This window comes from Candidatus Thermokryptus mobilis (assembly GCF_900070205.1).
GTDB classification, from domain to species: domain Bacteria; phylum Bacteroidota; class Ignavibacteria; order Kryptoniales; family Kryptoniaceae; genus Kryptonium; species Kryptonium mobile.
This window is the reverse complement of the sequence record NZ_FAOO01000008.1, coordinates 21,982-39,445: the sequence shown is the minus strand read 5'-3', so window position 1 is coordinate 39,445 and position 17,464 is coordinate 21,982. Positions and strand designations below refer to the sequence as shown.

The window sequence follows — 17,464 nt, the reverse complement described above, 5'->3', positions numbered from 1 at the left end:
TATATAATATAAAGAATAAAACTGACTTTTTCAAGGCGTTCTTGAATTTTTACAACGCAAAGGTTATATTTGAAGTGTGAAAATTAATTTAAGCCAAAAGGCATGAGCGAAAGGGAGAGGGAAATAGAGAAATTAAACATCACAAAGGTATTAAAGATTGAGATTCCGATTGTTGGTATGACCTGCGCAAGTTGTGTGCTGAAGGTTCAAAACAATCTCCAAAAGCTTCCCGGGGTAAAAAATGCAGTTGTAAATCTGGTCACAGAAAAAGCAACGATTGAATTTGAATCGGATAAAACGCTAAATCTTAAAGATGTGATAAAGTCCGTAAGGTCAATCGGATATGATGTTGCGATTCAAAAAATAACCATACCTATTGAAGGATTGGCATCGGCATCTGCTTCAATAGTTGAAAATTCAATATCAAAGTTAGACGGTGTTGTAAGTGTAAATATCAATCCAGCCACTGAGAATTTAACCGTTGAATTTGTCTCAACTTTAATTTCGGTTGATAATATAAAAAGCGAGATTGAAAAGTTCGGCTTTAAAGTTCCGCATCTTGCCGAGGAAGATGTTGAACTTTACGAGGAAATAATCAAAAAGCGTGAATATGAAGACCTGAAAAAGCGATTCATCTTTAGCTCTATCTTGACTTCTTTAATTCTACTTGACATGTTATCACATTTTTTCCATCATTTTGGTGATAGAACTGTTGTAAATTACATTCTTTTCCTATTGACCACGCCTGTGATGTTTTACGGTGGGGGAAAATTTTTCAGGAGTTTTCTTGCGGGAATTCGCCACTTGTCTGTTGATATGAACACTTTAATTGCGATTGGAACCGGTTCTGCGTATTTATATAGCGTCGTTGCGACTTTCATCCCAAGCGTTTTCACTTCAATAGGTAGAACACCGGATGTTTACTATGAGACCTCCGCTGTCATAATAACTTTGATTTTGCTTGGGCGTCTTCTTGAAACGAGGGCAAGGGCTCAAACCGCAACCGCGATCAAGAAGCTCTCATCTCTGCAACCGAAAACAGCAACACTTGTAAAAGATGGCGAAGAAATAACTGTTCAGGTTAAAGATATAAAACCAGGCGACATCGTTTTAGTTAAACCAGGTGAAAGAATCCCTGTTGATGGAGTTATAATAGAGGGATATGCCTCGGTTGATGAATCTGTCATAACAGGTGAAAGCATGCCCGTTGAGAAAAAACCCGGGGATATTGTGATAGGGTCAACGCTAAATAAGGCGGGAAGTTTCAAGTTCAGGGTGACAAATGTCGGAAAGGATACAGTTTTTTCAAAAATAATTCAGCTTGTTAAGGATTCACTTGCAAGTAAACCACCGATTCAGAAACTTGCTGACAAGGTGGCATCTGTCTTCGTTCCGATAGTAATCTCAATTGCGACTTTATCTTTCATCGTTTGGTATCTTCTTGGTTATGGATTTACTTTTGCGTTGATGAATTTTATTGCGACTTTAATTGTTGCTTGTCCCTGTGCCCTTGGGCTTGCCACACCAACTGCGATCGTTGTAGCAGCTGGTAAATCAGCTGAGATGGGGATTTTAATTAAAAACGGCACATCTCTTGAGGTCGCAAACAAAGTTAATCTTGTGGTTTTTGATAAAACCGGGACGATAACATACGGAAAACCAGAGGTCACTGATATAATAAAACTTGGAAATTTAACTGAGGATGAAATACTTCGCCTTTCGGCATCCGTTGAAAGGAACTCCGAACATCCACTTGGTGAAGCAATTGTCAGATATGCCAGGCTCAGAAACCTAAAATTGTCTGAACCTAAAAACTTTTTCTCAATCCCTGGTCAAGGTGTTTTCGCAAATGTTGATTCATTTGAGGTTGCTGTCGGGAACTTAACATTTATGTTAAACCTTGGGATAGATATGAAAAAATTTGAAAACACAATTGACATTTTAAGTAACGAAGGTAAAACTCCTGTTTTTGTTGCGGTTGATAGAAAGGTTGTCGGTCTAATAGCAATTGCTGACACGATCAAATATGATGCTAAAGAAACGATATCAAAGCTGAAAAAACTTGGGATAGATGTTGCACTTCTAACTGGTGATAATTACAAGACGGCAAGGGCGATAGCAAATAAAATTGGTGTTGATAAGGTTTTCGCCGAGGTTTTGCCAGAACAGAAATCTGAAAAGATAGATGAGCTTAAAAAATCCGGTTACATTGTTGCCATGGTTGGGGATGGGATTAACGATGCCCCCGCACTTGCAAAATCGGATGTTGCGATAGCAATTGGTTCTGGGACGGAAGTTGCATCAGCAACTGCAGACATTATTCTTTTGAAAGATGATATAAAGGGCGTCCTACAAGTGATAAAAATTTCTTCAAAAACATATAAAATCATAAAACAAAACCTTTTCTGGGCTTTCTTCTACAACATAATACTTATACCGATAGCCGCTGGCATACTTTATCCCTTTACTGGTCTTCTTCTCAAACCGGTGTTAGCATCTCTTTCAATGTCCTTTAGTTCAGTTCTTGTGGTTACAAACTCGCTTAGAATTAAAAAAATAAAAATTTGAGGTAAAAATGAATCGGTTAACACTCACGGTTGAAGGCATGACCTGTCATCATTGTGAGATGACGGTAGAAAATGCGGTGAAGCAGTTGAAAAATGTTCTATCAGCGAAGGCAGATCATCAAAATAAAACCCTTGAAATTGTATACACGGGCGAGCTTAAAATTGAAGATGTCAAACAGAAAGTTGAAGAGGCTGGATATAGAGTTTTAGGGTAAAAACCATACTTGTGGAATTTTATGGGTGAGGCATTTCATCTTGATCTTTTAAAATTTTTCCTCGCAGTTTTATTTGGCGGACTAATTGGGCTTGAAAGAGAACTTAAAGGAAAACCAGCTGGCTTTAGAACGAACATTTTGATTTGTCTTGGTTCAGCTCTTTATACGATACTATCTATGAAAATTTCATCTGATCCGGGAAGAATTGCTGCTCAAGTTGTAACTGGGATAGGATTTATAGGCGCTGGGACAATCATACAATCAAAAGGGACAATAGCTGGATTAACAACGGCAGCGACCATATTCGTGGTCGCTGCTATCGGTATTGCTATTGGTGCAAACCAATTGTTACTTGCTACTATCTTTACATTCATTGTGCTTTTAGTTTTAACTATATTGGCAAACATTGAGAAATCACTTCTTGGCAAATGTCATTTCACGCGGATACAACTTGAAATCTACGACGATAAAGGGAAAGGAAGAGCCGAACTGATTGAAATTTTATCCGAGCACGAGATCAGACCAAGCCAGTATCAACTGAACGAGGAAAATGGGATTTTGAAGATAAGCCTTTCATATTGCGACAAGCATCCAGCTCATCATCGCTTTTTAACAGAACTTTTAAGAATCCCATATATAAAAGAGATAAAAACAGGGATTATATAAGATTTGGCGCATCAAGGAATTGATTCTTGCCATCTTTATAGAGAGCATACTGGAATCCTTTTCTAAGCCCCATTGCTCCAATTTCTCCCTTCAAATTTACAGCTATAAACGCAACTTGGAAATTCGGGTCTTTGTCAATCCACTTTTTGTTAACTTTTAGAACCCTTTTCAATGTCTCTTCAACTGCCTTTTGCGGGTGCATCCCGTTTCTCATATATTCAACTACGAGAAAACTTCCGCATGTTCTTATAACCGCTTCGCCTACCCCAGTTGAACCTGCTGCGCCAACCTCACCATCAACATAAAGTCCAGCGCCAATTATTGGAGAATCACCAACTCTGCCGTGGATTTTCCAAGCTAGACCACTTGTTGTGACAGCTCCAGCTACTCTTCCCTGTCCGTCAAGTGCAAGCATTGCGATTGTGTCGTGATTTTCCTCAGGTGAGAGCCAGTTATCGTTTTGGCTTATATTTCTTTTCCATTCAAGCCATCTTTTCCTTGCTTCATCAGTTAAAAGGTCAACCTCGGGGAAGCCTATCATTTTAGCGAACCTATCAGCGCCATCACCCACTATGAAAACATGCTTTGTTAATTCCATAACTTTCCTTGCGACCGAAACGGGATTTTTACATTTCTGAACAAAGGCAACTGCTCCAGCGTTAAATTGCCAATCCATTATGCAAGCATCAAGCGTAACATGCCCACATTCATCCGGAAGCCCTCCATATCCTACGCTCATCACCCTCGGGTCATCCTCAGCTGTTCTCACACCGAGTTCAACTGCATCAAGCGCCGTTCCACCTTCAGATAAAACCTTAATCCCCATCTCATTTGCTGCTATACCCTGCCTCCAAGTTGAAATTAAAACTGGACGACTTTGAGATTCTGCCTTTGATGTTTCAACAAACGGAAAAAATTTCATCCTTTTGAAAACTAAAGTTCCTAATCCGAAAAGAATTGAATTTTTTAGAAATTCTCTCCGCCCAACCATTTTTTTCTCCTTTTTTGTTTTTATGCTTAAATTTCATCAAGCAAAATAAACTCCCCTTTCTTAGTCAGTTTAAGTCCCAAACCCTTGCTTTTGTCTTTAAAAAATTTCTTATCCCTAAATTTACAAATGCTGTAAATTGGACAAACTCCACACAAAGGGTTTCTCGCGCGACATATCAAACGCCCGAACTTTATAAGTCCTGTGTGAAGCACATATGCTGAACCAGAAGGAATTAAATTTTTAACCTTGTGAAATGTTTCATCTGGCGTTTTAGTTTTAACGACACCAACCCTATTAAGAATTCTATGTATGTGGGTGTCAACAGGAAAAACATCCTTATTGAAACCAAAAAGTAAAACACAACTTGCTGTCTTCAAACCTACACCTTTAAATGTCGTCAAAAACTTAATTCCCTCTTCAACCGAAATTTTAGAAAGAAAAGATAGGTCAAGACGCCCAACTTTCTCCTTCAACTCAGTAAGCAACTTTTTTATCCTGACCGCTTTTTGATGCGCAAGTCCCCCAATTTTAATAGCTTCCTCTATTTGCTTAACATCAGCATTAATGATATCCTCAAATCGTGGAAACCTCGTCTTCAAATTTTCAAAAGCCTTTGCACTGTTCAAATCGTTTGTGTTTTGAGAAAGTATCGTAGCGATTAAAATATCAAGCGGATCGATCTTTTTATCCTTCCTTGAACTGAAAAATTTCTCAATAGCTTGAGCAATCTTTCTCATCTTAACTTTTTCTCTCATTCACCCGTATCAATTTTATTTCCGAAAAAGTCAGATGAAGTGCTCGCCCAGAATCGTCATAAATCTTCACAACCCTTGGCAAAGTCACACCACCAAGATCAATGAATTTTGAATATCTAACCTCAAAAAGCACAAACCCATCCTTTGATAGAATATAACTTTCAAGCTCAAGTTCATCATTGAACTTAAAAATTTTCTCATATTCGTCCTCTCTTGTGTAAATTATAAAATCCTCGCTGTTCTCAATTTCGCCAACATTTGGGCATGCAAGAAATAGATTTACAAGTTCTCCTGTTGAAAGATTTAAACCCACAAATCTTTTCATGTAATCCCCAACATTGCCATAAAGCATCCTATCGTTAAACCTGTCGTTTAACTCAAATCCATCGCCATAAACTTTTATCTCTCCGATATTTATCCCAAAGATTGTTTTAACTTTCATAAAGAGCGTATCAGGTCTTTTTATCTCAAGTTCAAAGTTTGCAGAATTTGAATGCTCTTGTAATTCAATTGTGATTTTCCCAGCAGCGGTCAAATTTTTTATACCCTCATTTCTTGAACGAATCTTTGTCAAGGCGATTTCAACGCTTGGCTCAATCATGACCTTTTTCGTAGGGGCACAAGATGAAAGTAAAACGGCAAGTAAAATTAGAGTGACTTTTTTAAATTTTGCCACCTTTAATTTTTTCCTTTAATTTTTCGTTTGATGGGTTCTTTTCAAGCGCTTTTTTCCAGTATTCAATTGCTTTGTCAATGTTTCCAAGTTTGAAATAAACATCGCCAAGATGCTCAATCACAACCGGACTTCCACCTTTTTCAACCGCCATTTGGATATAGTATTTGGCTTTTTCGTAGTCGCCAAGTTTAAAATAAATCCAACCAATTGTATCAAGGTAAGCGGGATTTTCCGGTTCTTGTTCAATTGCCTTTTTCGCCATTTCAAGCGCAAGTTCAAGTTTTTCACCACGTTCAGCGAGTGTGTAACTGTAATTATTCAAAATGAGATGATTATTTGGGCTTATCTTCAAGCCAAGTTCGTGGAGCGAATCTGATTTTACGGTTAATCCTATCGCATCGTATACAAGGGCAAGCGTGCTTATGACATCAATGTTTTTTGGATCAAGTGAAAGCGCCTTCTCAAGTGGTGTTACAGCCTCGTTATTCCTGTCAAGCCGATGATAACCCAAACCAAGAAGAAAATTAAGTATGAAATCGTCGGGGAATTTATCAATCCCCTTATTCATCCACTCTATTAATTCCTCAAACCTTCCCATATCATAAAGCGCGATTCCAATGCCACGCCATGCTTCAACCGTTTGAGAGTTCAAAAGAACAACTTTTTTAAATTCTTCAAATGAAGTTTCAGCATCTTTTTTATCCGATGCGATTATACCAAGAAACCAATGCGCTCTCCAATCATTTGGGTGTGCCTGTGAAATCTTTTTGAAAATCCCTTCAGCGATTTCAATATAAGATGAATCTTTGCTTGCGTTTCTGAGCAAGCTCTCACCGACTTGCAACTTTATATCTATCCCAGCTGAATCATCAGCGATAATTTCATTTAAAATCTCAATTGCCCTCCCCTTCTCCTTTAAATCAAGCAACACCTCAGCATATCTCAATTTTGCGAAAAGGTCAGAGGGTCTCATTTCAACAAGTTCAGATAAAATTGATTTCGCTTTCCCAATTTCTCCAGCATTTATATATGTTTCGGCAGTTAACTTTCTGAGATCATAATTTGATGGGTCAATTTCAATCATCATTTCAAGAGCTTGAGCTGATTCGGAAAATTTTCCAAGGCGGAATGAAATCTCAGCTATCCTTTGAAGGGTATTCCATTCTGGACCATAATTTTTAATGATTTTATTGTAAAGTTCAAGTGAACGAAGTGGTTTGTCATTCTCATAAAGGTGAGCTAAATTAAAGAGAGCGTTATAATTTAAAGAGTCAATTTTGAGAATTTTTTCAAATTCCCCTATTGCTTTTTTAACCTCAAATGTTTCAACATAAATGTCCGCAAGCGTCTCACGGTATGTTATGTTAAGTGAATCAAGCCGAATCGCTTCAAGCGCCATCTGAACCGCAAGCGAATGCTTGCCTATCTTTTGATATGCCCTCGCAATGGCATTATATATACCTGGGCTTTGCTGATACCTTAAGGCATCTTGGTATTCAAGTATAGCACTGGCATAATCCCCCTTAAGTTCATAAACTTGCCCCGCAATGAAATGCTCTATCGCTTTATCTATATTTTCAACTTGTCTGTATTTTAACTCTTTAACTTCTGCTGTTTTAATCCCATCCGTGGTGGACTTTTTTGAGGAAACACAAGCGAAAAAGGACAACGATAAAAACAGGGAAACAATAATTAAACTGAAGCGTGACATTACGCAAATTAACTTTTTTAAAAATATAACTCATATCTTCTTAACTTTCAAAAAAACTTTCTCACCATAATCTGCTTTTGTCAGTTCCTTTGCGTTACCATTTCTAACTCCTATTTCAAGAAGACCGCTACTGTCAATCAAGGCAAGAAGTTGCCCTGATTTGACATCAGCATAAGTTTTTGAAATTTTTTCAATGATATACTCTTTTATTTTCACTTCCCCATCAATATCAGCGGTTGGTTTTATGTTAGTTATCAAATTCCCAAATCTGTCTATATAAATGACCTCACCAATGTAATCGCCAGGGGTTGATGCCTCAACGAATATACCTTCAGGTTTTCTAAAACTTGCCTCCTCTCCAAGTTCACCTAAATCAACACCTCGCGAAATATACGCCGCAACAGGCGCAAAGATATCCCTACCGTGAAATGTGGTGCTGATATTTTCAAGGAAATAACTTTTATTCTCAACATAAACGGATTTCAAAACTTCAACCTCACTCAAAACGAAATCCAAAATCCCATTGTCTGGAGCTATGAAAATATGTTCCTTTGTCTGAACAGCGATGATTTTCCTATCGCTTCCAACAGTTGGATCAACGACGCAGACAAAAATTGTTCCCTTTGGGAAGAATCTATAAGCGTTCCATAATATAAATCCTGCTTCCTTAACATTTTGGGGCGCAACCTCATGCGATAAATCAACAACATTGACATTTGGATTAATCTTCAAAATAACTCCTTTCATCACACCGACAAACCAATCCCTATTACCGAAATCTGTAAGTAAAGCGATCAACATAATCTTCACCCGTTTATTTTATACAAAAAAGGGGAGCGGAAACCAAAATTTCCACTCCCCCTAAATATGCGACAAAAATTAAGCTTTAAAAGGTATATCTAATCCCGATCTGTGCTTGCCATCTTGAAGCAAGGTCAAGTGGAAGCTCAGGTCTTGGCGGATTCGTCCACCTGAACCTCGGTTGTCCAGTTGCTGGATCAAGGCTATGGAAAACGAGCAAGAAAGCTCTTTGGAATGTAACACCTTTAACAATTCCCCAGTCCTTGTTGAGAAGATTGAGAAGGTTCAAAACATCAAATGTAATTTCAAGCTTTTGCCCTCTTATTGAGGGTATCTCAAGCGCAAATCTTGCATCAACTTGATGTGACCATGGACCACGAGCAGCCATTCTTTCGGCTATCTTGCCCTTGTTCTTGCTCAAGTAAGGATCGTTATCTATAAATGCAAACAACTGATCATAAGCGACATCTTCTTTCGGTAGTGGATTGCCTGCTGAGTTAACAAGTATGATGTCATTTTTATCTTTTGGAATATAAACGAGGTCATTTTCAGACTGACCATCTCCATTCACATCGCCGCTATAGACCCAAGAATATGGTTGACCTGAAAGCCCATTATAGAAGATTCCAACTGAAGCTGAAATTCCACGGAAAATTTCCCGCTTATACGAGAGAATCGCAAGGATTCTATGTCTATAATCAAATGATGAATATGAAAGCGTTGGGTTGTTGGGGTCAACAGCGTGATTGAATCTCCATTGTGAAAACGCCTGCGAGGATGTTCCACTGTTCATATCCTTTGAAACGCCGTAGGTGTAAGCAAACTTCGCATAAATCCCATCCGGAGAAACAGGTCTTTCAAGTTGGAAGGTTAAATTATAGCTGTAACCTTGATTTGTGTTCGTAAGAAGTATAACATTTGTGAAAGTTGGATTATACTTTTGCACAGTCCAACGACGTGTTGAGTAGTCCCAAGTCCCGTAAATCGGTCTTCCGTCCGAGAGATAACCCTGCGGGATCAAGTTTATATCTTTGTAGAGAATATCATTTATTGTCTTTGAATATTGACCTTCAACGGTTGCGACCCAGCCAAGCGGTAGTATTCTATCAACCCCAAAGCTTGCCCTCAAAATCTGCGGAAGCTTATAATCAGGAGCGGTCACATTAATTTCAGTTGTCTGAATCGGTGTTCCACCCCTTGGAGGATTATACGGGTCAGGAACAAAATCTGGAACATCTGCACCCCTTAAGAGCAGTCTTCCAAATTCAACTCCAGTATTTGAATACTGATTTGAAATCCAAACATATGGAACTCTTCCCGTAAATACGCCAATCCCACCACGTAACTGCGTTGTCTTATCGCCGAACAGGTCCCAGTTTATTCCGAATCTTGGACCCCACATAAATTGGGCTTTTGGAACCTTATCGGTTGAGATGTCATAACCAAGGGGTTTAAATGTTGAATCAACTTTTGGATTATATGCTGGCTTATCAGGGAAAGTCGGCACATCTAATCTCAAACCAAATGTTAACTTTAATCCTGGCCTAATAGACCATTCATCCTGAACATAAACACCATACTGAATTGCTTTCCATTCAGCTTTTGGTTGCGGATTCCCCTCAATTTTGGAATAACTGAGCTCATACTGCGCTGCTTTTCTCCCAGCAAGAAAATCAGCAAGTGAGTTCCAGTGATACGCACCGAAGAAATCACGAATGAAGAGGTTGCTGAAGGAGAATATCTCGTTATGCGTTCCAACTGTTATAGTATGAGCACCCATAAAGAAAGTCAAGTTATCGGTAATTTCAATTACCCTTTGCCTTAAATCATTAGCCATCCTAAACTTTTCAGAACCAGCTGCAAGATTATATGTTCTTCCTTGCGAGTCATATGTTCTAACGGAAACATACGGAAACGGCTGACCGTAATAAAGCGGATTATCATGAATATCAGTATAACCAACGATAAGTTCATTAGCTGCTCTGCTACCCAAAACACTCGTCAATTGAAGAACGGTTGAATTAGTCGTGTTTTGAGTTTTATATCTCGTGTTTTCAGCATAAATCGTTGCTATTTGTGGTGATGGGATACCCGATGTTGCTGGAGCGTTATCATCAAAAGCATCAAGATAGCTGTGCCTTAATGTTAACCTGTGTGACTGAGTTATATTGAAGTCAAATCTAATGAAAATCTTATTGCTATGTCTTAAAAAGTTAAAGCTTTCAAATGACCCCGTTTCATACCCATATCTTGTCTTCAAAGCTTCTCTAAATAAACGAACGCTATCAGGCGAAACAGTAAATATATTCGTTCCAATCGTTGATGCTCCAAGCGTTCTTATTAAAGGTGACTTGTATCTTGTCAACTCACCATTGATGAAGAAGAAGAGACGGTTCTTTAAAATCGGACCGCCGATGCGGAAACCGGTTTGATAGTCGGTAAAGTCCGGATATTTTCTTCTAAGTGTATCAGGGCTTCTTCCGATGAAGTTTTGGTTTCTGCCATAGTAGAACAATGCTCCTGAAAATCTGTTCGTCCCGCTTCTCGTAATGACATTAACGCCAGCCCCAGTAAACCCACTTTGACGAACATCATATGGAGCAATGACGATTTGAAATTCCTCAACCGCTTCCAAGCTTATAGGCGTGACATTTGATTGCCCAGCTGGAGCCCCGGTTCCACCAAGCCCAAACAAATCGTTAAAGTTAGTTCCGTCAATCTGGATGTTGTTATAACGGTTGTTTCTCCCAGCTGCACTATAACCGATAAAATACGGTGAAATTTTGTAATAATCTTGGAAACTTCTTGAAATCGTCGGCAAAACATCAATTTGTTGCCTCAAGACATTTGTTGATGGACCTGTTCTTGCTGCACCTATGACCCCAGTTCTTTCACCAATAACTGTTACCTCACCGAGTTGAACTGGTTGCTCAGCGAGTTTAAAATTCAAAACCATATCTTGACCGAGTGTCAAATAAATATCCGAAACCTTTTGCTGAGCATAACCAACATACGACACGGTGACAGTATAAGGACCACCAACCCTTAAATTAACGAGGTTATACCTGCCGTCAACCCTCGCGATTGTTCCATAGACGGTTCCGCTCGGTTCATGAACAGCGACGATATTTGCTCCAGGAAGTGGCTCCCCGTCTTGAGTTGTGACAATTCCACTTATGCTCGCAGTTGTAACACCTTGAGAAAAAAGAAGGGAAGGAATGAAAAGAACTGAAATTAAAAGTAGAAATACTTGCCTCATCTCTGCACCTCGTTATTTTGTTTTGATTTAGCGAACCTTCGTTCGCTAATAAAATTTAAAAAAGTAACTTTAAAATTTCAATGAAGAAAAAGTTAAAAATTCATTAAAGTTCTCACCTCAAACCGAACATTGCAACTGATGCTTGCGCAAGGTCAACTATCGGTCCAAAATAAACCCCAAATAAAAGCGTCGGGACAACAAGGACAAGTAAAACAACAACTTGCGCTGGCGAAAGTTTAATTTCACCTTTATCAACCTCCAGATCACGAAGGAACATATTTCTCACAACCCGAACATAGTAATAAAGCGACACGACACTATTTAAAACACCAACGACAGCAAGCCAAATAACTTTAGCATTTATTAAGGCAGAGAAAAGATAAAGTTTCCCGATAAAACCAAATGTTGGGGGTATTCCAGTGAGTGAAACAAGAAAAATTGTAAAAACAACTCCGATAAGTGGTGAGCGATATCCAAGTCCTTTATAAACTTCTATATCTTCACTTCCTGTTTTGTCAGCTACAAGCATAACGCAATAAAAAGCACCAAGGTTCATAAGAAGATATGCAAGGAAATAAATCAACATTGCAGAAATACCAAGGTTCTGGAAGACGACAACTCCCATAAGTATATATCCAGCGTGAGCTATGCTTGAATATGCTAGCATTCTTTTCAAATTGTTCTGCCATATCGCAATTATGTTTCCAACCGTCATAGTTAAAGCCGAAAGAACAGCAATTATCTGAGACCATGGCAACCCCTGAAGTAAAACCCACGTTCCTTCAACTCCCGCAAGAACGGTTCTATCAATGAAACTTGCTTTCAAAAATCTCACAAACATTGCAAAGCCAGCTGCCTTTGAAGACACGGACAGAAAAGCGGTCACAGTTATTGGAGCACCTTCATAAACATCTGGCGTCCAATAATGAAATGGAACTGCGGAAATTTTATATCCAAAACCAGCAAGTATCAAAAGAAAAGCAATCAACAAAACAACAGGACTATATCCCCCAGAAAGAAGCGATGCATTTATAGAATAAACATTTAACTCACCACTTAATCCATAAATCAGCGAAATACCATAGATCATCAAACCAGATGACAAAGCACCGTATATGACATATTTCATTGACGCCTCACTTGACCGCTCAGATTCCTTGATATAACCTGCAAGTATGTATGAGCTTATGCTGACAAGTTCAAGCGAAAGATACATCATGAGAAGATTAACAGAACCAGCCATTAAAAAAGCTCCAAGTGTTAGGGTCAAAATAAAGAAGTAATATTCCCCAAGGCGTCTCCTTGCCGATGTTTCTTTTAATTCAAGTGATTGCATTGAAAAAATTATCACTACAAAAGCCGAAAGTATGAAGATAAACTTAAAAAAGGTTGAATATGGATCAACGACAAACATCCCGCGGAAAATTTGATAGCTTCCGCCATACTGCTTAATTGTAAAGTAAGCTGTCGCAACCAAACCGAGAATTGAAACATAAGCTCCAATGTTTCTGAACTTTCTCCCAAAAATCAAATCAGTGATAATTACGATAGCAAGTGTAATTGTTAAGGTCAGCTCAGGTAAAAAATTTTTTAATGATTGTGCCAATTCTATGTTGAACTGTTCAACCATTTTCAGCCACCAAAATTTTTATTTTCAAGGTAAAATTCCAAGCTGTGATCCCATCTGTCCCATTTCGGATACAAACCCAACAAGATGATTCACAGAGGCATTCATAACTGAGATCAAAGGCATCGGATAAACACCAAGAAATATAACTATCACCGCAAGCGGGACAAGAGTCACAAGCTCTCTTGCGTTGATGTCTGGAAGATTTTTCCATCTCTCCGGAATTTGACCAAAGAAGAGACGCTGTGTAGTCCAGAGTATATATCCAGCTGTCAAAATAACACCAGTTGCGGAAAAGATTGTAATCCATTTATATGTTTGAAAAGCTCCAAGGAAAACAAACGCCTCACTTATAAAACCACTTAAACCTGGAAGACCAAGTGCAGCGAAGAAAGCAATTATTACGATTCCAAAATACTTTGGCATCTGATTTGCTAATCCACCAAATTCATTAAGTCCTCTCGTATGAGCCCTATCATAGAGAACCCCAACGATCAAAAACAACATAGCTGTTATCGTCCCGTGGTTAAACATCTGCATTATCGCCCCTGTGACTGCCTGAGTGTTAAGCGCTGACATTCCAAGCACAACATAACCCATATGGCTTATACTTGAATAAGCGATCAACTTTTTAAAGTCCTCCTGTGCCATTGCAGCCAAAGCTCCGTAAACGATATTTATAAAACCAAGCAAAGCCATAGGCAAAGCATATTTCAACATCCCATCTGGGAAAATTGGAAAACTTATCCTCAACATCCCATAGGTTCCCATCTTCAAGAGAATCCCAGCAAGGATGACGCTGATTGGCGTTGGTGCTTCAACATGTGCATCAGGAAGCCAAGTATGGAACGGGAAAATCGGAACCTTTATCGCAAACCCGATAAACAAAGCAATATAAGCTATGTATCTCCAAGTTGTGTGCATGCCAGAAAAGATTGAACCTGGCTCATAATTTTTCGGGTCCATCATAGCAAGCATATTGAAAGTATGGATTCTCTCCCCAGTGACTGTGTCAATGATGCTTGTGCTGAAATATAAACCTATCATAACAAGAAGCATCAAAACAGAACCAAGCAAAGTATAAATGAAAAACTTTATTGCCGCGTATTCCCTTCTTGGACCGCCCCATATCCCTATGAGAAAATACATCGGAAGTAACATAACCTCCCAAAAGATATAAAACAGGAAGAAATCAAGCGCTACAAAGACACCCATCATCCCAGTGTCAAGCAAAAGGTAAAGTGCATAATATCCCTTCGTCTTCGGCAATTCCCAAGAGGCGATTGCTCCGATAAATGAAATCAAAGCGGTTAAAAAAACCATCGGCATACTCAAACCATCAACTCCAAGAAAATACTCTATCACTATCCTACCAAACCAAGCAACACCACTGACATCAATCCAACGATATTTCTCAACGAATTGAAATCCCTCAAGCGTATTTATCCCAGCAAGGTCATAACGGTAATTAAGCAACATAATAACAGCAAGGACAAGCTGAATTCCTGTGGCTATGACAGCTATCCATTTTATCAAATTTTCCCTTCCCTTCGGAATCGCAAGGACAATTACCATTGCAACAACGGGTAGAAAGACAATCCAAGTTAAAATTCCAATGCCAAGTATCTGCATTTATCTTACTGAATTTTTTGTTTTTAAAACTTTTTACCCGATAAAGATATAAAACAGAATTATGACGGCGAAAACAACATAAACTATGTATGTTTGAACTTTTCCGTTCTGCAAGAACCTGACAACATAACCAAAAAATCCAGTCACATAAGCCATAAGATTCACAAGCCCATCAATTATGTTCCAGTCAAATTTCCCGATAGCAAATGACCAAAGTTTAGTCAAATATGCCGAACCATCAACAATTCCATCTATAACTTTTAAATCAAACCATCTTGCAAATTTTGAAATCCCAAGTGTAGCAAGGACAAATGTATTTGCATAGAGCTCGTCAAAATACCACTTATTTTTAAGGAAGGTATAAACTGGTTTTATCGTATTGGCGACTTTTTCAGCGCTTATCTTACCCCATTGATAGGTTAAAAACGCAAACAATATACCAAGCCCAGCCATTGAAAGAGAAAGCAACATCGCGGGGATGTGCGCCTCGTGAAGAGCATGCTCATATTCTGTGAGCACAGCGCCCTTTTCAAGTTTTTCCGGCAAATTGAAAGTAAATTGCTGTTGCGCTGGAACAACACTTTTGGGTTTATGTATAAACTTTTCAACCCAAGTTGAGCTTGCATCAAAGGGATTTAAACCGAAAACAAACCACAAAGATAGAAAAGCAAGTATCAAAAGCGGAATTGTCATAACTTTTGGTGATTCATGTATATGCTCAAACGCATCTTTCCTTTTCGGCTCCCCGTGGAATGTCAAAATCAACAATCTAAACATATAAAACGCTGTCAATCCAGCAACGAAAAATCCAATTAAAGGTATAAGCACATGCCCTGACAATTTACCGAATGCAAGAGCTCCAGCAAGTATTGAATCCTTACTTAGAAATCCCGATGTCAATGGGATACCCGAAATCGCAAGTGTGTAAATTAGAAAAGTATAATAGGTTATCGGCATTTTCTTTTTCAATCCACCCATATTTCTGATGTCCTGTGGGTCGGTGTGATGGTCGTGAACTTTGTGCAAGGCGTGATGCATCGCGTGGATGACCGAGCCAGAGCCAAGGAACAATCCAGCTTTAAAAGCAGCGTGAGTCACAAGATGGAAAAACCCCGCTACATAAGCTCCAGAACCAAGCGACATAGTCATATAACCAAGTTGTGAAATAGTTGAATAAGCGAGGACTTTCTTGATATCGGTTTGAGTTATCGCTATCGTTGCTGAAATGAAAGCGGTTATAGCTCCAATATATGCTATAAATGTTAAGGCATCAGCTGTCATCATAGCGTAAGTTCTTGCCGTAAGATAAACACCCGCAGCAACCATCGTCGCAGCGTGAATTAAAGCGCTAACGGGTGTTGGTCCCTCCATAGCGTCTGGAAGCCAAACGTGGAGTGGAAATTGAGCCGATTTACCAATAGCACCACAAAAAACAAGAATCCCAGCTGCGGTAAGCAATCCACCAGACAATTTCCCTTGTTCAATCCCAGCAAACACCTCACCAAAGTTAAATGTCTTTAAGCTCAACCAAATTATCATTATACCAACGAAAAACCCGAAGTCCCCAACCCTATTCACGATAAAGGCTTTCTTTGCTGCATCCGAAGCCGATTTCTTCTCATACCAATGCCCGATCAAAAGATAGGATGAAACCCCAACGAGCTCCCAAAAAACATACATCGTGAAGAAATTATTCGTCAAAACAATCCCAAGCATTGAAAATGTGAAAAAGCCAAGATAAGCAAAATATCTTGAATATCTGATGTCATCTTTCATATAGCCGATTGAGAAGATATGCACCAAAGAGCTTATAACAGTCACAACTACAAGCATGGTTGCAGACAAATTATCAATCAAAATTCCAAGAGTTATCTTCATCTCCCCCCAATTATTCACAAATCCAAAGTTCACCCACTCAAATTTCCATTCAATTGGATCAGGAAAATTTAAAATTTTATTGAAGAAGACGATAAATGACAAGACAAGAGAACCAAGGACAAGCCCAGTTTCAATGATATCACCTTGTCTTGGGAGTCGTTTCCGTCCGAAGAAAATTAAAAGGATAAAACCAACGAGAGGTAAAATCAGAGCAAGAAGTGAAAGAAAAACAAGTGTATCTTGAGACATACCTTCTCAAATTTATTTTTATTTTGAAATTTCAACTGCTTCTTTTAAAACTTCCTCTATGAATAAGTTTTTCTGTGCAATCATTTCATTAATTTCATCTTTGGTGTAAACAAAAATGTTCAAATCAAAAGGAACCCCTTTAAAAAAGTCAACAAACAAATCTCTCCTTTCAACAAAAGGCAAATCACATTTTTCAAGAACCACCAGAATGTCAAGGTCGCTATCTGGTGTATAATTGCCCCTTGCAAATGAACCAAAAAGATAAATTTTCAAAACAGAGCTAATTTTATTTTTTATCTCCACCGATATTTCTCTCAAAGTTTGAATAAGTTCGTCATAGTTTACCGATAGTATCACGACACCATTCAACGATTTCTCTTGCAGAATCATATGCCTGTTGCGCTAATTTTAGGTCAAAAAATTCATACGGACTTCCC

General features: G+C 38.7%; 13 protein-coding genes. 3 read left to right on the top strand and 10 right to left on the bottom strand.

The window, feature by feature from the left end; all coding sequences use genetic code 11:
- Positions 1-102 precede the first annotated feature (102 nt).
- From FKZ43_RS06360 to FKZ43_RS06350, 3 genes are read left to right on the top strand one after another with little or no spacing between them, the layout of a single operon-like run.
- Positions 103-2,568 carry a heavy metal translocating P-type ATPase gene (locus FKZ43_RS06360; RefSeq protein WP_140945039.1) on the top strand — a complete coding sequence of 822 codons (2,466 nt, stop codon included), beginning with the start codon at positions 103-105 and terminating at the stop codon, positions 2,566-2,568.
- A 7-nt stretch (positions 2,569-2,575) separates the two neighbouring features.
- Positions 2,576-2,782 (top strand): heavy-metal-associated domain-containing protein, encoded by a 207-nt coding sequence (locus tag FKZ43_RS06355; protein ID WP_140945038.1) that lies wholly within the window; start codon positions 2,576-2,578, stop codon positions 2,780-2,782.
- Between the two features lie 21 nt (positions 2,783-2,803).
- On the top strand, positions 2,804-3,448 hold the full coding sequence (locus FKZ43_RS06350; protein WP_140945037.1) for an MgtC/SapB family protein: 645 nt from the start codon (positions 2,804-2,806) through the stop codon (positions 3,446-3,448).
- Here FKZ43_RS06350 and FKZ43_RS06345 read toward each other — a convergent pair.
- From FKZ43_RS06345 to FKZ43_RS06300, 10 genes are all read right to left on the bottom strand, one after another.
- Positions 3,441-4,439, bottom strand: coding sequence for a glycosylasparaginase (locus FKZ43_RS06345; protein WP_140945036.1), 999 nt, complete (start codon positions 4,437-4,439; stop codon positions 3,441-3,443). The two genes, FKZ43_RS06350 and FKZ43_RS06345, sit on opposite strands and share 8 nt — an antisense overlap.
- A 26-nt stretch (positions 4,440-4,465) precedes the next feature.
- The gene (locus FKZ43_RS06340) at positions 4,466-5,194 is read right to left on the bottom strand and encodes an endonuclease III domain-containing protein (RefSeq protein ID WP_140945035.1); all 729 of its coding nucleotides are present in this window, start codon (positions 5,192-5,194) and stop codon (positions 4,466-4,468) included.
- A complete protein-coding gene (lolB1, locus tag FKZ43_RS06335) occupies positions 5,178-5,870 on the bottom strand; it encodes a lipoprotein insertase outer membrane protein LolB1 (protein ID WP_140945034.1) in 693 nt (230 codons plus the stop codon). The genes FKZ43_RS06340 and lolB1 overlap by 17 nt, the downstream gene beginning before the upstream one ends.
- Positions 5,857-7,581: a tetratricopeptide repeat protein gene (locus FKZ43_RS06330; protein ID WP_140945033.1), complete on the bottom strand. Its 1,725-nt coding sequence runs from the start codon at positions 7,579-7,581 to the stop codon at positions 5,857-5,859. The genes lolB1 and FKZ43_RS06330 overlap by 14 nt, the downstream gene beginning before the upstream one ends.
- 30 nt (positions 7,582-7,611) lie before the next feature.
- Positions 7,612-8,382: an SAM hydrolase/SAM-dependent halogenase family protein gene (locus FKZ43_RS06325; RefSeq protein WP_140945032.1), complete on the bottom strand. Its 771-nt coding sequence runs from the start codon at positions 8,380-8,382 to the stop codon at positions 7,612-7,614.
- A gap of 85 nt (positions 8,383-8,467) precedes the next feature.
- Positions 8,468-11,641 (bottom strand): TonB-dependent receptor, encoded by a 3,174-nt coding sequence (locus FKZ43_RS06320; RefSeq protein ID WP_140945031.1) that lies wholly within the window; start codon positions 11,639-11,641, stop codon positions 8,468-8,470.
- A gap of 112 nt (positions 11,642-11,753) precedes the next feature.
- Positions 11,754-13,271 carry an NADH-quinone oxidoreductase subunit N gene (locus FKZ43_RS06315; RefSeq protein WP_140945030.1) on the bottom strand — a complete coding sequence of 506 codons (1,518 nt, stop codon included), beginning with the start codon at positions 13,269-13,271 and terminating at the stop codon, positions 11,754-11,756.
- 24 nt (positions 13,272-13,295) lie between these two features.
- On the bottom strand, positions 13,296-14,900 hold the full coding sequence (locus FKZ43_RS06310; protein WP_235894706.1) for a complex I subunit 4 family protein: 1,605 nt from the start codon (positions 14,898-14,900) through the stop codon (positions 13,296-13,298).
- Between the two features lie 33 nt (positions 14,901-14,933).
- Entirely contained in the window at positions 14,934-17,027 is a 2,094-nt protein-coding gene (gene nuoL, locus FKZ43_RS06305; protein WP_140945029.1) for an NADH-quinone oxidoreductase subunit L, read from the bottom strand.
- Positions 17,028-17,045: 18 nt separating this feature from the next.
- Positions 17,046-17,384, bottom strand: a complete 339-nt coding sequence (locus FKZ43_RS06300) for a nucleotidyltransferase domain-containing protein (RefSeq protein ID WP_219916510.1) — start codon at positions 17,382-17,384, stop codon at positions 17,046-17,048.
- Positions 17,385-17,464: the final 80 nt, after the last annotated feature.

Excerpts from the sequence above, each read along its gene's own strand:
- FKZ43_RS06360 (WP_140945039.1), top strand. The coding sequence starts at position 103 with ATGAGCGAAAGGGAGAGGGAAATAGAGAAATTAAACATCACAAAGGTA.
- FKZ43_RS06355 (WP_140945038.1), top strand. The coding sequence starts at position 2,576 with ATGAATCGGTTAACACTCACGGTTGAAGGCATGACCTGTCATCATTGT.
- FKZ43_RS06350 (WP_140945037.1), top strand. The coding sequence starts at position 2,804 with ATGGGTGAGGCATTTCATCTTGATCTTTTAAAATTTTTCCTCGCAGTT.
- FKZ43_RS06345 (WP_140945036.1), bottom strand. The coding sequence starts at position 4,439 with ATGGTTGGGCGGAGAGAATTTCTAAAAAATTCAATTCTTTTCGGATTA.
- FKZ43_RS06340 (WP_140945035.1), bottom strand. The coding sequence starts at position 5,194 with ATGAGAGAAAAAGTTAAGATGAGAAAGATTGCTCAAGCTATTGAGAAA.
- FKZ43_RS06330 (WP_140945033.1), bottom strand. The coding sequence starts at position 7,581 with ATGTCACGCTTCAGTTTAATTATTGTTTCCCTGTTTTTATCGTTGTCC.
- FKZ43_RS06325 (WP_140945032.1), bottom strand. The coding sequence starts at position 8,382 with ATGTTGATCGCTTTACTTACAGATTTCGGTAATAGGGATTGGTTTGTC.
- FKZ43_RS06320 (WP_140945031.1), bottom strand. The coding sequence starts at position 11,641 with ATGAGGCAAGTATTTCTACTTTTAATTTCAGTTCTTTTCATTCCTTCC.
- FKZ43_RS06315 (WP_140945030.1), bottom strand. The coding sequence starts at position 13,271 with ATGGTTGAACAGTTCAACATAGAATTGGCACAATCATTAAAAAATTTT.
- FKZ43_RS06310 (WP_235894706.1), bottom strand. The coding sequence starts at position 14,900 with ATGCAGATACTTGGCATTGGAATTTTAACTTGGATTGTCTTTCTACCC.
- nuoL (WP_140945029.1), bottom strand. The coding sequence starts at position 17,027 with ATGTCTCAAGATACACTTGTTTTTCTTTCACTTCTTGCTCTGATTTTA.